Source organism: Streptomyces sp. R35 (assembly GCF_041053035.1).
Lineage (GTDB): Bacteria > Actinomycetota > Actinomycetes > Streptomycetales > Streptomycetaceae > Streptomyces > Streptomyces lutosisoli.
Window position 1 is genome coordinate 3,518,171 of sequence record NZ_CP163440.1, and the last position, 13,984, is coordinate 3,532,154.

Below are 13,984 nucleotides of genomic sequence, written 5' to 3' on the forward strand. Positions count from 1 at the left end.
AGCACAGCCCGCCCACATTCCCGTTACAGCGAACGCCCACATCCCCCACAGCTGGGCAGAGTCTCAGCCCTACCCCGACGAATGACCAGAGCGACGAAAGATCCAGAGCAGCAGCGCCGCCCGGCGACAGCTTCAGCGATCCGCCCGGCGACGGCTTCAGTGATCCGCACACCGAGCGCTTCAGAGATCCGCACCTCGCCCTACCCCCCACGCTGAGTTCCGCACCCTGAGACGAGTTGGAGCACCCATGCCCCAGCACGTGCCGTCCCCGCTGCGCGCCGCGGTCCCACGCCCCGCGCAGTACGTCCCGGCGCTTCCCCCACAGCCGCGCCGTATCGTTTTTCTCGCTCGCCGTGATCTTGGCAATCCCGCGGCGGGCGGCTCCGAACTCCTGGTCGACCGCCTGGCCGAAGGGCTCACCGAGCTCGGCCACCAGGTGACTCTGCTGTGCGGCGGCCCCGCGGCCTACCGCGACTACCGGGTCGTCTCGGCGGGCGGCGACCTGGGCCACTATCTGCGCGCCCGCCCCGCCTTCCACCGTCAGGTCGGCGACTGCGACCTCCTGGTCGAGGTGTGCAACGGGATGCCGTATCTGGCACCCCTGTGGCACCACGGCCCCACCCTGTGCCTCGTCAACCATGTCCATACGGACCTGTGGAAGATGCGGTTCGGCGGACCGCTGGCGCCCGCAGCCCGGCTCGGCCGAAGACTCGAACACTGGGCGCTGGCCGGCGCGCAGCGCCACAATCTGCTGGTCGCCGTCTCTCCGTCGACGGCACACGCCCTGCGCGCGATCGGGGTCGAGCGGGACCGCATCCGGGTCGTGCACAACGGGGTCGAGGAGCCGGGTCCGCGGGCCGACCGCTCACCGGAGCCGCTGTTCGTGGCGATGGGACGGCTCGTCGAGTACAAGCGGATCGATCTGCTGCTGCGGCTGTGGGAGCGGGTCCGCCCGGTCACCGGCGGCCGGCTCGTGATCGTGGGCGACGGCCCCGAGCGGGAACGTCTGGAGCAACTGGCGGGCCCCGGAGTGGAGTTCACCGGCCATGTCTCCGAAGCCGAGAAGCACCGACTGCTCTGCGCCGCCTGGCTGCTGCTGCACCCCTCCGCCGTCGAGGGCTGGGGCCTGGTCGTCACCGAGGCGGCGGCACGCGAGACCCCGGCCATCGCCTTCGACGTACCCGGGCTGCGCGATTCCGTGGTGGACGGCGAGACGGGTCTGCTGGCCCGCGGCGAGTCCTCGTTCGCGGCGGCCTGGTGCACCCTCGCCCTGTCCACCCACCGCCGCACCCTCATGGGCAAGGCCGCCCGCGACCACGCCGCCCGCTACCGCTGGAACCACACGGTCCGCCAGTTCGGAGCGGTGGCCGCGGAGGCGGTGAGGGGCTGGGCCCCATGAAGGACCCCTCGATACGCAGATCCCTCACCCTCTTCCGTGCCTTCCTGCACGAGCAGGACGACCCCGAGTCCTGCTACGCGCTGCTCGCCCGGGACGCCGCCGACCAGGTCGAGGCGTACGGCGCCGTCGAGGGCCGTACCGTCGTGGACGTCGGCGGCGGCGGCGGGTACTTCACCGAGGAGTTCCGCCGGCGCGGGGCGAACGCCTATCTCTTCGAGCCGGACGTCAGGGAGTTGGGGCCGAAGCCGCCCGACTCGGCGGTCGTCGCGGACGGTTATCTGCTGCCGCTCGCGGACGGCGTCGCCGACGTCTGCTTCTCCTCCAACGTCCTGGAGCACGTGGCCGATCCGCAGACGTTCCTGAGTGAAATGGTGCGCGTGACCCGCCCGGACGGCCTGATCTACGTGTCGTTCACCAACTGGCTGTCCCCGTGGGGCGGTCACGAGTGGGCGCCCTGGCACTACTTCGGCGCCGAGCGGGCCCGGGCCCGCTACCGCCGCCGTACCGGCAAAGCCGCCAAGCACACCCTCGGCGAGAACCTCTTCGCCGTGCACATCGGCACCACCCTGCGGCAGGTGCGCGCCCGCGACGACGTCACGGTCGTCTCGGCGCGCTCCCGCTACTGGCCGTTCCTCGCAGGCGCCGTCGCGAAGGCGCCGGGGCTGCGCGAGTTCGCCACTTGGAACCTCCTCCTCATCCTCCGGCGGTGTCCACCATGACGAGCACGGTCCAGGCTCCTCCCCCAGCAGCCGTCCGCCCCACCGCAACCGCTTCCGGCCCTCCGGAGGGGCCGCGCTCGCGGCGGTGGCTGCTGGGGTTCTGGGCCGTGGTGTTCGTGCTGTTCCTGGCCGTGCACCCCGGGCGGACGACCTTCGACACCAAGCTCGGTGTCGCGCTCGACCCGTGGCAGTTCCTCTCCGATCTGGGCCAGTTGTGGCACGACCGGGGCGGCTTCGGCGGCATCCAGGACCAGTACGTCGGTTACGTCTGGCCGATGCTGCCGTTCTACGGCCTGTGCAAGCTGATCCATCTGCCGGTGTGGCTGGCGGAGCGGCTGTGGCTGTCGCTCGTCGTGTCCGTCGCCTTCTGGGGTGCGCTGCGGCTGGCCGAGCGGCTGCGGATCGGAAGCGGAGCGAGCCGGCTGCTCGCCGCCGTGGCGTACGCGCTGTGGCCGGTGTTCACGATCGTCGTCGGCTCGACCTCCGCTGCCGCGCTGCCCGGCGCATTCCTGCCCTGGGTGCTGCTGCCGCTCACCAACGAGCGCTACAGCGCCCGTGTCGCGGCCCTGCGCTCGGCGCTGATCGTCCCCTTCATGGGCGGCGTGAACGCGGCCGCGACCCTGGCGTCGCTGCTCCCGGTCGGGCTGTATCTCCTGTCCCGCCCGCGCGGGCCCCGGCAGCGCAAGCTGATCGCCTGGTGGGTGCCGGGCGTGATCCTGGCGACGGCCTGGTGGTGGATCGCGCTGCTGCTGCTCGGCGTCTACGGCGAGAACTTCCTTCCCTACGTGGAGACTTCGGGGACCACGACGGCCACGATGTCGGCCACGGAAGGGCTACGCGGCGCCGGCAACTGGGTGGGGTATCTGCACTTCGGTGAGGCCTGGCTGCCGGCCGGCTGGACCGTCGCGTCCTCGGTGATCGTGATCGTCTGCTCGACGCTCGCGGCGGGTCTGGGCCTGGCCGGGCTCGCGAGACGTGATCTGCCCGAGCGCCGCTGGCTGGTGCTGACCGTCCTGTCGGTCGCGCTCATCACTCTTGCCGGGTACGGGGGTTCGTTCGGCGCGCCCTTCCACGGCACCGTCCAGGACTGGCTGAACGGCTGGCTCGTCCCCTTCCGCAACATCTACAAGTTCCAGACGGGACTGGCGCTCGCCCTCGTCCTGGGCCTCGCGCATCTGGTCGGTGTCGCTTCCCAGACGCGCGGCGCCCGCCCCGTGCGCGGCCGCCGCTTCGCCCCGCTCGTCGCGGCCGTGCTGATCCTGCCGGGACTCGCCTGGCCGTATCTCAACGGGTCGATCCTGCAACCGGGTTCGTTCCAGCAGCTCCCCAAGTACTGGCAGACCACGGCCGACTGGCTGAAGACGTACTCGCCCGACTCCCGCGCCCTCGTCGTGCCCGCCACCGCGCACGGCATCTACACCTGGGGCTCCCCCATCGACCAGCCCCTCGACGTACTCGCCGACTCCCGCTGGGCCCAACGGGATTACGTCCCGTTCGGCACCGCGGGCAACCGGCGCGCCATGGACGCGGTCGAGCAGGCACTGATGACAGGCGGCGAAGTCCCGGGCCTCGCCGACTACTTGAGCCGCGCCGGCCTCTACTACGTCGTCGTACGCAATGACCTGGACCCCGACCAGGTCGGCTATGTCCCGACCACGACCGTGAAGCGGACCCTGGAACAGTCCGGCTACCAGCGCGTGACCGGGTTCGGGCCGGTCATGACCGGCGGGCGCATCGCGAACGACACCCCGATGCAGGTCGAGGGCCTGTATCCGCGCCAGCGCGCCGTCGAGATCTACGAGCCTGCCGACAAGGCCGTGCCGAGGCCCGGACAGGCCGCGCTGAAGGCGGTCGCGGACACCGCCGTCGTGTCGGGCGGCCCCGAGGCACTCCTCCCGCTGGCCGCCGACCCGTCGATGCGGGGCCGCGCCACCGTGCTGACCGGCGACAACCATCCCGGCCTCGGCACCCCGGACGTGCAGGTGGTGGGCGACGGGCTGCGGCGCGCCGACACCCGTTTCGGCCTGGTCGACGCCAACACCTCGTACACGTACACGCAGGACCAGCGCAATGACAGCGACAGCGCCCAGGACGCGGGCAAGAAGCCGCACCAGATCCTGCCGACGAAGGGCATCCAGCACCAGACGGTCGCGCAGCTGCGCGGCGCCCGCTCGGTGACGGCCTCGTCGACCGGCAACTGGCTGTTCTATCTGCCGCAGTACGACCCCGTGAACGCCTTCGACGGCAACCCCGACACGGCGTGGGCCGAGGGTGCGGCGGGCTCCGCGAACGGGCAGTGGCTGCGGATCCGCTTCGAGGGGTCCGTGGACGTGCCGTCGTCGTTCAAGGTGACTCCGCTGCCGCAGGACGGGGTGCGATCGGCCGCGACCAAGGTCCGGGTGGAGACCGAGAAGGGCTCCGTCACCAGCTACCTCCAGCCCAACGGCATGGCCCAGTCCATCAAGGCCCGCCCCGGCTCCACGAGTTGGCTGAAGATCACCATCGTCGACTCCACGAAGCAGCACGCCGGTCTCACCGGTGCGGGCTTCTCCGAGATCGACCTGCCGGACGTCCAGGTGACACGCCTGCTGAAGCTCCCCACGGACGCCGCCGGCTCCGACGCCTCCTCCGAGATCGTCTCCCTGCACCGCACCACCGACCCCACCGGGCTCTCCCCGACGGGCACCGAGGCGGGCCTGCACCGCAGCTTCTCGACGTCGACGGCGGGGACGTACGAGATGAAGGCGAGCGCGGTCCCGGTCGCGGGCGAGGAGCTGGAGAAGCTGCTGTACGAGGTCGCTCCCGAGCAGCAGAGCCAGATCACGGCGACGGCTGACTCGACGGCGAAACTCGGCGCCGGGCTGTCGGCGCGCAACCTCACGGACGGCGACCTGACCACGGCGTGGATCGCGGGCGACAACCCGACGATCCATCTGAGCTGGCCGGACAAACAACCGGTCTCGTCGATCGTGCTCGCTCCCGCGGGCGGTCTGTCGACCCGCCCGACGAAGGTGAACATCAGCTCCCCGGACGGCGCGGCGATCGTCGGCGTCGACGAGAACGGCTGGGCCCGCTTCGATCCCATCACCACCGACCACCTCGACATCACCATCACCGAGACCGCACCGCTGACCGTCCACAACCCGGTAGCCAACGCCGACCTCCAGCTCCCGGTCGGACTCACCGAGGCCTACATCCCGGGGCTCGACCAGTACCGCACCCCGCAGCCGTCCGGCACCCGGAAGTTCTCGCTCGCCTGCGGGAAGGGGCCGGTCGTCGCGGTCGACGGCAAGCTGTACGAGACGAGCGTGCAGGGGACGGTGGGCGATCTGGTCGAGCGCCGTCGCCTCGATGTGACACCTTGTCAGGAGGGTCGCACAGACGCGGCCTTGGAGCTCTCCGACGGCTCGCACACCGTCGAGGCGGGCGACGCCGGACCGCTGGCCCTCACCGACGTGACACTGACGCGCGGCACGGTCGCGGAGGCGTCCACCGCCGGGCGCGAGCTGAAGATACGTGACTGGCTGGGCGACCGCCGCGAGGTGACGGTCGGCTCGGGCGCGGCCTCGTACCTGACGACGTACGAGAACTACAACGACGGCTGGAAGGCCACGCTGAACGGCAAGGAACTCACGCCTGTACGGCTCGACGGCTGGCAGCAGGGCTGGCAGATCCCGTCCGGCGCGGGCGGCACCGTCAAGCTGTCGTACGAGCCCTCGACGACGTACGAGGCCGGGCTGATCGGCGGCGGCGTCGCCGTGGCGGGCCTCGTCGGCCTCGTCCTGTGGCGCCGCCGCTCGCCCAACCCCGAGGCACCGCAGCCGGTGCCGCCGCTGCCCGGACTGTGGCCGGGCCTGGTCGCGCTGACCCTGGTCGGGATCGTCATCGCGGGCTTCTTCGCCCTGCTGGTCCCGGCGCTGGCCCTGCTCGCCCGGAGGCGGCACGCCCTGCTCGTACCGATCGCTTTCCTCGCGCTCGCGGGGGCGGGGATCGCTGCCGCGACGGGGGCGGGGTCGCCGATGTCGGCGGACGAGGGGGCCTTCGGTCCCGCGGCCCAACTGCTGGCGCTGATCGGGCTGTTCGCGGCCCTGGTGAGCGTACGGGAGCCGGGCCCGTCCGGGACCGCCGCCTCGCGGTGGGAGGTGCCACCGGGTGCGTCGGAGCCACCGACCGCACCGCTGCCGCAACGGGTGCGGGGCGAGAGCGGGGGGCCGGGGACCTTGCCCGCGGGGTTCAAGGGGAAGCCCGGGGCGGGGGACAAGACGGCCGGGGAGAAGCCGGGGGCGGAGTCCCTCGCATCGGGATCCGAGCCTGGGGCATCGGCACCGGTGGCCGGTATATCGGAACCCGTGGTCGGCGTATCGGCAGCCGCGGCTGGCGTATCGGCTCCCGAGCCCGGCGTATCGCACCCCGTGGCCGGCCCGTCGGAACCCGTGGCCGGGGTCGCCTCCGGCCCGACCCTCTCCGCACGCGGCCCGGGGTCGGCGCAGCCCGAACCCGACCCTCCAACCGCGCGCGTCGCGTTCCGCAAGCCGAGGTTCAGGACGACACCGCCCGAGGAGGACACGGGGAGGGGCGAGGCCATATGACAGCGGTGGAGCACCCGGCGCGGGACGGTACCGACGGTCCGATCCGGCCCCCCGTACGCGTCCCGTTCCCGGTGGTGGACGAGGTCGCCCGGCACTGCCTCCAGGAGGAGGAACCGGAGACCGTCCACATCGAGGTCCATCTGCCGGGCCGCCTCGACCCGGACCGGCTGAGGAGGGCGTTCACGGAGGCGCTGCACCGCCACCCCCGCATCCTGATGCGTGAGGCGCCGGGGCCTTGGTACCGCCGCCGCTACGAGTGGGAGCTGACGCCGGGCCCGGACGTGGAGGTGGTGTCCTTCCCGCCACCGAGCCGTGACGCCCTCAGGGACGCGAGGACACGGGCACTCCTGACAGCCCCACCGCTGTCGGCGTCCCCACCGATACGCCTGGAAGTGGTGGCCGGCGCGGGCCCGGCGGTGGGCAGCGAGGCGACGGACGCGGTGGGCGAACCCGCCCCCAGTCCGGGCCATCGTGCCGCCGGCCCCACGTCCGGGCACCCGGCCCCCAAAGGCACGGTCCTCTTCCTCACCATCAACCACACCGCCCTGGACGGACCGGCCTGCCTCCGCATCCTGGCCACCGCGGCGGAGCTGTACGGAGGCAAGGACGACACCCCGGCCGCCCCACCCGTACGCCCCCCGGACGCGACGGGACCGGCCGACGTGGACACCCCCTCCACCTGGACCCCACCCGCCAGAGTCGCCCACGGCGCCCCCGAACCCTCCCCCGGCAACGGCCTCCTCGTCACCGAGCTCAGCGTCCCGCGCCGCCCCAAGGGCTCCCCCTACACGGTGAACGACCAGCTCATGGCCACCACGGCCCTGATGATCGCCCACTGGAACAGGGAACACGGCGCGCACCCCCGCCCCCTGCGCATCACGATGCCGGTCGACGACCGCCCCCGGGGTGCGGACATGCCGATCGGCAACGGGACACGGCTCGTCGAAGTCACCTTCGCGCCACAGGAGTTGGACGCCGACCGGATGGGCGAGCTGCTGCGCCGTACGGCGAACCGCACACGCGCGCTGAAGTCCGTGGACCGCCCCCAACTCGGCCACGGAGCCGCCCTGTTGACGGCCCCCGTCGTCCCGGTCGCCTGGCGCGCCGCCGTCACCCGGGGCCTGCGCAGAGCGGCCGGCCCCTGGACGTCGACCACACTGCTCAGCAACATCGGCCGCATCCCGTACGCCCTGGACTTCGGCGAAACAGCCGGCCGCGCGCACGCGGTGTGGTTCTCGGCCCCCGCCCGCATGCCCCGCGGCCTGACCGTCACCACCGCTTCGACCGCGGGCCGCCTGCACCTCGCCCTGCGCTGGTCGCGCACCCTGCTCAGCCACGGTGACGGCGCCCACCTCCGCGACCTCTTCGAGCACTATCTGCACGCGACGGAGGTGGACGACGTATGACTCCCGCGACCACACCCACATCCACATCCACTCCCACTCCCACTCCCACTCGCAGGGGACTTCGTGACTTCTACGAGGACCCCACCGTCCCCGTCGCCTCCGGCACCCCGCGCAGTCTGCGCCAGGCCCGCATGCTGGCCGCCGCGCTCGGACCGGCCACGGCGGGCGCGAAGACCGTGCTGGACATCGGCTGCGGCGACGGCACCGCGGCCGCGACCGCCGCACCCCTCCTCGCCGGACACCGCCTGGTCGGCGTCGACTGGTCGCAGGACGCCCTCAGACGCGCCCACGCCCACATGCCGTACGCGATCCGCGGTGAACTCACCGACGGCGGACTGCCGTTCGGCACCGCATCGGCCGACGCGGTGCTCTTCAGCGAGGTCGTGGAGCACCTGGTGGACCCGGACGACGCGCTGGACGAGATCCGCCGAATCCTGCGCCCCGGCGGCCACTTGATGCTCTCCACCCCGAACCTCGCCGCCTGGTACAACCGCGCTTTGCTGCTCGCCGGTGTCCAGCCCGTCTTCTCGGAGGTGAGCCTGCGCGCGATCCACGGCCGGCCCGGCAAGGAGGTCGTGGGTCATCTGCGGCTCTACACCGCCCGTGCGCTACGGGAGTTCGTGACCGCGTCGGGCTTCGAGGTCGTACGCCTGGCGGGCGCGCCCTTCCACGGCGTGCCGCGTCCGCTGCGCCCCCTGGACCGGCTGGCCTGCGCGGTTCCATCGGCCGCGTCCATCCTGCTCCTGCACGCGCGAAGGACGTAGCCCATGTGGTGGGGAGTGGCCGCGGCCCTGCTGGCGAACGTCCTGTACAGCACCGGATTCGTCCTGGAGAAACGCGCGCTCGCCGCTCTGCCCGAGGTGGACATCCACCGACCCGCACGGCTGCTGCGCCTGGTCCTCGGCAGCCCCCTGTGGATCGGCGGCTCGCTGGCCCTCGCGGCGGGCTTCGGCGCCCAGCTCGCCGTCTACCGCACCCTGCCGATCGCCGCGGCCCAGGGCATCTTCGTCTCCGGCCTGGTCCTCCTTGTGCTGCTCTCCTCCCGGCTGCTCGGCGAGCAGACGACGGGCCGCGAACGGTACGCGCTCGGCGCGATCCTTCTCGCCCTGCTCATGGTCGTGCTGTCCCTGCGCGAGGGCACGGACACGGTGAGCCGCAGCGCACCGGCGCCGCTCGTCCTCACGGTCTGCCTGCCGTCGCTGTCGCTGGGCGTGTGGCTGTACGGAGCCGCCGAGCGCCGCTCCAAACACCGGCACCGTATGCCGACCACGGGCGTCGAATACGGCGTGGCGGTAGGCCTGTTGTACGGCGTGAGCTCGCTCGCCATCAAGGGCGTGTCGAGCTACCTGACGACAAGTGACCCGGGTGGAGCGGTCGTTGGGCTGCTCCGCTCCCCGTACCCCTACCTCCTTCTCTTCACCGGCGCGTTCGGCCTGGTCATGTCCCAGGCGGCGCTGCAACGCTGCCGGGCCTCGCTGATCGTGCCGGTCTGCACGACGGTGACCAGCCTGTTCACCGCGGTGCTCGGCACGCTCGCGTTCGGCGAGGCGCTGCCGCACGAACCGGTGCGGCTCGCGCTGCGGCTGGCGGGCACCGCACTCGCGGTGTCGGTCCTGCTCGCCATGCCCAAGCACGACGACACCGCACCTCAACCCCCCATCGGTGCCAAGGAGCTGACGCCACCATGAACCCCGACGACCCGCTGCTGAAGATCCTGGCCTGCCCACTCGACAAGGGCCCCCTGCACCTGCTCGTCCCGGACGAGGCCCTGACGTCCGAGGAGGCCCTCTACAACCCGCGCCTGCACCGCCGGTACCCGATCGTCGACGGCATCCCGCAGCTGCTGCCGTCCTCGGGGGAGCAGGTCACGGAGGACGAACACGAGGAGCTCCTCAAACGGATGGCTCCATAAAACGGATGGCTCCATGACACAGCCCAGAACCGGTGCCGTGCCGAAGGCGCCGGATACGCGACCATGGATCCCATGCCGGCCAAACGCCCCGCCACCACCCCCACCCCCTTCACCGCTCTCCACTTCCAGCTGGTCCTGCTGCGCCGCATGGCCGACCACAACCCCGACCTCGTCGAGGACGCCCGACACGAGCTGGGCGTCTCCATCGCCGACATACGCGAGGCCAACCGCCGCTGGCAGGCCATGCTGCACGCCCCGCGCTCCCGCGCCGCGACCTCCCGCTACCGCTCGATCCTGGGCGCCCCGGAGTCCGTGGCGGAACGCCAGATCGGCGATCTCACCTGCGAGGCCCTGCTGTGGCCCGTCCCCCTCTGGCCCGACCTACGATTCGAGGTCCTCGTCGCCCCGAACGGCGTCGCCTGGAACGAGTGGCTGGTACGAGCCCCCGGCGCCCCCGGCCCGGTCCTCAAGACCCTCGACGACCTGACCCCCTGGTCCTGCACGGTCGACGAGGCCGCCCGCGCCTTCGCCCCCGCCCGCCCCCTGGAGGGCACGGCCCCGACGCGCTGGGGTCTGGCCTTCACGGCTCCGGACGCGTCGGGCGTACGGCGCGAGTGCGCGGCGGAGTTCACGTGGGGGCTGCTGCAGCGGGTCGGCGTCAAAGGGCAGCGGCCTTGACGATCGCCTCCACTACGACGGGCAGCGAGTCCGGGTGCAGCCAGAGGAAGAGATTCGGCTCGACCAGCTCCAGCTCCATCACCCGGGGCTCACCGTCGTCGCCGTCCACGAGGTCGACGCGGGCGTAGAGCACGGCGTCGGCGCCTCCGGGCACGGCGGCCAACGCACGCTCGGCGACGGCCAGTTCGGCGGCTGTCGGCTCCCAGACCTCCAGCCGGGGATGCGGGACCTTGTCGCCGTCGTACGGCGTCCCCGGCTCCAGTACGGCACCCTTCCGGCTGGCGTGCAGCAGCCGCCCGCCGAAGAACTGCAGCGCCCGCTCACCAGCGGCGTCGATGTTCTTCGCATACGGCTGCACCATCGCGGTCAGCCCCTCCGCGTGCATCGCCGCGAGCTGCCGTACGGCCGTCTCCCGCTCCTCGGGCGTGTACCGGGCGGCATACCGCGCGCCCGCCCCGGCGGTGGGCTTCACCACGAACTCGTGGTCGTCGGGCAGCTCGGCCGGATCCCCCGGCGCGAGATACCGGGTCGGCACGACCGGCACGCCCGCCGCCGCCAGATCCCCGATGTACCGCTTGTCGGTGTTCCACCGCACGACCCCCGCCGGATTCGCGAGCCGCGTGAGCCCCCCACACCGCTCGGCCCACGCCACGAACTCCGCGACCCGCCAGCTGTAGTCCCAGGTCGACCGGATCAAGGCCAGGTCGAACGCGGCCCAGTCGACCTCCGCATCGTCCCAGCACACGACGACCACCTCGGCCCCGACACCCTCCAGGGCCGCCGCCAGCACCGGCAGATCCCGGTCCGCGCTGGGCTCCTCGCCCGGGTCGTAGGTGACGAGCGCGATACGTGCGCGGGCGGCGGTGCGGGCCACGGCGGACTCCATCCTCGTACGACTTCGGCGCACGGATCCTCGTACGGCTTCGGCGCACGACTCCTCGTACGACATCTCGGGGCGATCCCGACGCAGGCTAACAACCACATACGCGACCAGAGCAAGCCATCACCAGGGCAGCGCGGTTCTGATGCGCATCACGCGAACCCCTATTGCCGCTTGAGCACCGAGCGTATTTCTACTCCAGCAGCTTTCGCCCGGTGCACTAGCTTGCCAACTCCACCTGGAATCACCAGCTTCCGCACAGCAGAGCAACCGGAGGGTCACCCATGCCCCGAGAGGCGCCGTACCTTGCAGTGGCCGACGCGTTGAGTGCGCGGATTCTCGCGGGAGAGTGGGAGATCGGGGAGCGCCTGCCGTCCCGGGCGCAGCTCGCCGAGGAGTACGGGGTCGGGCGAAACGTCACGCAGAGGGCCATGGACCGCTTGATCGCCAAGGGCCTCATCGAAGGACGCGCGGGCTCTGGCACCTACGTCCGCATGCCGCGTGAGCGCCTGCGGATGGTTCGCTCGCGGCATCGCGAGCGCCAAGGAGGCTCCCCTTCCCTCGCCGGCATGAAGGAGAGGGGCAGGGCCGGCGCCTGGGATTCACACAGCCAGGCGCGTGTCCCCGCCCCTGAGGCAATCGCCGAGCGGCTCGCCATCAGCCCCGGAGATCTCTGCGTCAACACGCACTACGAGTTTCTTGCCGATGGGGAACCCGTCCAGCTCTCCGAATCCTGGGAGCCGATGGCCATCACGGACGGAACGCCGGTGGTGCTGCCCGAGATGGGCCCCCTCGCGGGAAAGGGGGTGGTCGAGCGCATGCGCTCCATCGGCGTGGTCGTCGAGACCGTGGTCGAGCTGCCCCGCCCGGCTCGTGCCACCCAGGCACAGGCGAATCTGCTCGGAATCAGTGTCGGGGATTTGGTGCTCCAGATCGAGCGGACCATCTACGACACCGACAGACGTCCGGTGGAAACCGCCGACATCGTCATTCCGGACGTACGCAGGGAAGTGGCCTACGAGTTCGTGGTCGACCAGCCGTAGCGCGCGTCGAAGCCAGAAGAGAGCCCGAAGAGAGCCAGTAGAGCGCCAGTAGAGCGCCATCTCGAAACCGACAGAGGTAACTCGGATGCCAACCCCCTCCCGGCTCGGACTCCTGCGCGATCCGGATTTCGGGCGTTTGTTCGCCGCCACCGCGCTGGGCCAGCTGGGCGATCGCATTATTTTTCTGGCGTTGCCGCTGGTCGCCATCATGGCGTTGAATGCCGACGAGTTGCAGGTGGGATTACTGACCGCGATGACCACGGCAGGCTCACTCCTGGTCGGACTGCCGGCAGGCGCGTGGGTGGACCGCATGCGGAAGCGATCAGTGATGGTCAGCACCGATCTCGCGAGGGCGGCCGTCCTCTTGACCGTACCGGTGGCGTGGTGGTCGGACCTTCTGACCATCGGGTGGCTCTACGCGGTCGCGTTGGTTCATGGAGTGCTGACCGTCTTCTTCGACGTCGCGTATGTCAGCTATCTGCCGCATCTGGTGGGACGCGGAAATCTCGTCGAAGGAAACTCAAAACTCTCGGCGATACGCTCGGTGACCAGTATCAGTGGACCAGGGCTGGCAGGGCCGCTGGTCGGCTGGCTCGGAGCCCCCGCAACGCTTTTGGTGAGTTCGGCCGGGATGGCGATGTCGGGTCTGCTCGCGACCCGTATCCGTAGACGCGAGCAGAAGCGGGAGCCGAGTGAGCGTCCTCAACTGCTTCGGGACATCAAAGAGGGATTGAAGTTTGTTCTCAAGCATCCCATCCTGCGTTCCATCATCCTGGGAGATGCGATATTCAACCTCTTCCTGGTCATGTACCAAACCATGTTGCTGGTCTTCCTGGAGCGGGAGATAAAGCTTGAGTCCTTCGGCATCGGACTCATTCTGTCGGGAATGGGCTGTGGTGCCCTGCTGGGAGCGCTGTCGGCAACCAAGGTCTCGCAGCGGGTGGGGCAGGGTCCGGTCATCTGGCTGGCACCACTTGCCACCTGTCCGCTGACCGTCCTGATGCCGTTGTCGCATCCGGGTTGGAGCGTATACGCGGCCGCGCTCGGACTCGCGTCCCTTTCCCTGGGCGGCGTCATCCGCTTTGTCGCTCAGTCAAGCGTCCAGCAGACCCTCACACCAGATCGGCTCCTGGGCCGGATGAGCGCCACAGCCCGGTTCGTGTCCTGGGGCGGCATTCCGCTCGGCGGGCTTTTGGGGGGAGTCTCGGGCTCCGTGTTCGGGGCGAAGGCCACCTTGTGGATCGGTGCCGCCGGCATGACGTCGAGCGTCCTCCCGTACTTCCTGTCACCGCTTCGAGGCATGCGCGAATTGCGCGAATTGCCCAAGGAAGAAGGTCCCGAACTCGTGTGCTGAGGGC

General features: G+C 70.9%; 11 protein-coding genes. 10 read left to right on the forward strand and 1 reads right to left on the reverse strand.

Annotated elements, in window-relative coordinates:
- Positions 1–247 precede the first annotated feature (247 nt).
- The 8 genes from AB5J50_RS16200 (at position 248) to AB5J50_RS16235 (ending at position 10,703) form a co-directional block, all read left to right on the forward strand.
- Positions 248–1,399 (forward strand): glycosyltransferase family 4 protein, encoded by a 1,152-nt coding sequence (locus tag AB5J50_RS16200; RefSeq protein WP_369258674.1) that lies wholly within the window; start codon positions 248–250, stop codon positions 1,397–1,399.
- The gene (locus AB5J50_RS16205) at positions 1,396–2,118 is read left to right on the forward strand and encodes a class I SAM-dependent methyltransferase (RefSeq protein WP_369258676.1); all 723 of its coding nucleotides are present in this window, start codon (positions 1,396–1,398) and stop codon (positions 2,116–2,118) included. Before AB5J50_RS16200 ends, AB5J50_RS16205 begins: the two co-directional genes overlap by 4 nt.
- Positions 2,115–6,707, forward strand: coding sequence for an alpha-(1->3)-arabinofuranosyltransferase family protein (locus AB5J50_RS16210; protein ID WP_369265412.1), 4,593 nt, complete (start codon positions 2,115–2,117; stop codon positions 6,705–6,707). Before AB5J50_RS16205 ends, AB5J50_RS16210 begins: the two co-directional genes overlap by 4 nt.
- On the forward strand, positions 6,704–8,113 hold the full coding sequence (locus AB5J50_RS16215; protein WP_369258678.1) for a condensation protein: 1,410 nt from the start codon (positions 6,704–6,706) through the stop codon (positions 8,111–8,113). The genes AB5J50_RS16210 and AB5J50_RS16215 overlap by 4 nt, the downstream gene beginning before the upstream one ends.
- Positions 8,110–8,877 carry a class I SAM-dependent methyltransferase gene (locus AB5J50_RS16220; protein WP_369258680.1) on the forward strand — a complete coding sequence of 256 codons (768 nt, stop codon included), beginning with the start codon at positions 8,110–8,112 and terminating at the stop codon, positions 8,875–8,877. The genes AB5J50_RS16215 and AB5J50_RS16220 overlap by 4 nt, the downstream gene beginning before the upstream one ends.
- Before the next feature lie 15 nt (positions 8,878–8,892).
- The gene (locus AB5J50_RS16225) at positions 8,893–9,801 is read left to right on the forward strand and encodes a hypothetical protein (RefSeq protein ID WP_369265413.1); all 909 of its coding nucleotides are present in this window, start codon (positions 8,893–8,895) and stop codon (positions 9,799–9,801) included.
- Complete coding sequence (locus tag AB5J50_RS16230) at positions 9,798–10,025, forward strand: Trm112 family protein (protein ID WP_189185273.1); 228 nt, start codon at positions 9,798–9,800, stop codon at positions 10,023–10,025. Before AB5J50_RS16225 ends, AB5J50_RS16230 begins: the two co-directional genes overlap by 4 nt.
- 63 nt (positions 10,026–10,088) lie before the next feature.
- The gene (locus AB5J50_RS16235) at positions 10,089–10,703 is read left to right on the forward strand and encodes a hypothetical protein (RefSeq protein WP_369258682.1); all 615 of its coding nucleotides are present in this window, start codon (positions 10,089–10,091) and stop codon (positions 10,701–10,703) included.
- Here AB5J50_RS16235 and AB5J50_RS16240 read toward each other — a convergent pair.
- Positions 10,684–11,589 (reverse strand): RimK family alpha-L-glutamate ligase, encoded by a 906-nt coding sequence (locus tag AB5J50_RS16240; RefSeq protein WP_369265414.1) that lies wholly within the window; start codon positions 11,587–11,589, stop codon positions 10,684–10,686. The two genes, AB5J50_RS16235 and AB5J50_RS16240, sit on opposite strands and share 20 nt — an antisense overlap.
- 278 nt (positions 11,590–11,867) lie before the next feature.
- Between AB5J50_RS16240 and AB5J50_RS16245 the strand changes: the two genes are divergently transcribed.
- Both AB5J50_RS16245 and AB5J50_RS16250 read left to right on the forward strand, forming a co-directional pair.
- The gene (locus AB5J50_RS16245; protein ID WP_369258684.1) at positions 11,868–12,626 is read left to right on the forward strand and encodes a GntR family transcriptional regulator; all 759 of its coding nucleotides are present in this window, start codon (positions 11,868–11,870) and stop codon (positions 12,624–12,626) included.
- A gap of 85 nt (positions 12,627–12,711) precedes the next feature.
- Entirely contained in the window at positions 12,712–13,980 is a 1,269-nt protein-coding gene (locus AB5J50_RS16250) for an MFS transporter (protein WP_369258686.1), read from the forward strand.
- Positions 13,981–13,984: the final 4 nt, after the last annotated feature.

Bases quoted from the DNA above. Each gene is read 5' to 3' on its own strand.
- AB5J50_RS16245 (WP_369258684.1), top strand. From the start codon at position 11,868: ATGCCCCGAGAGGCGCCGTACCTTGCAGTGGCCGACGCGTTGAGTGCG.
- AB5J50_RS16200 (WP_369258674.1), top strand. From the start codon at position 248: ATGCCCCAGCACGTGCCGTCCCCGCTGCGCGCCGCGGTCCCACGCCCC.
- AB5J50_RS16230 (WP_189185273.1), top strand. From the start codon at position 9,798: ATGAACCCCGACGACCCGCTGCTGAAGATCCTGGCCTGCCCACTCGAC.
- AB5J50_RS16235 (WP_369258682.1), top strand. From the start codon at position 10,089: ATGGATCCCATGCCGGCCAAACGCCCCGCCACCACCCCCACCCCCTTC.
- AB5J50_RS16210 (WP_369265412.1), top strand. From the start codon at position 2,115: ATGACGAGCACGGTCCAGGCTCCTCCCCCAGCAGCCGTCCGCCCCACC.
- AB5J50_RS16240 (WP_369265414.1), bottom strand. From the start codon at position 11,589: ATGGAGTCCGCCGTGGCCCGCACCGCCGCCCGCGCACGTATCGCGCTC.
- AB5J50_RS16215 (WP_369258678.1), top strand. From the start codon at position 6,704: ATGACAGCGGTGGAGCACCCGGCGCGGGACGGTACCGACGGTCCGATC.
- AB5J50_RS16250 (WP_369258686.1), top strand. From the start codon at position 12,712: ATGCCAACCCCCTCCCGGCTCGGACTCCTGCGCGATCCGGATTTCGGG.
- AB5J50_RS16220 (WP_369258680.1), top strand. From the start codon at position 8,110: ATGACTCCCGCGACCACACCCACATCCACATCCACTCCCACTCCCACT.
- AB5J50_RS16205 (WP_369258676.1), top strand. From the start codon at position 1,396: ATGAAGGACCCCTCGATACGCAGATCCCTCACCCTCTTCCGTGCCTTC.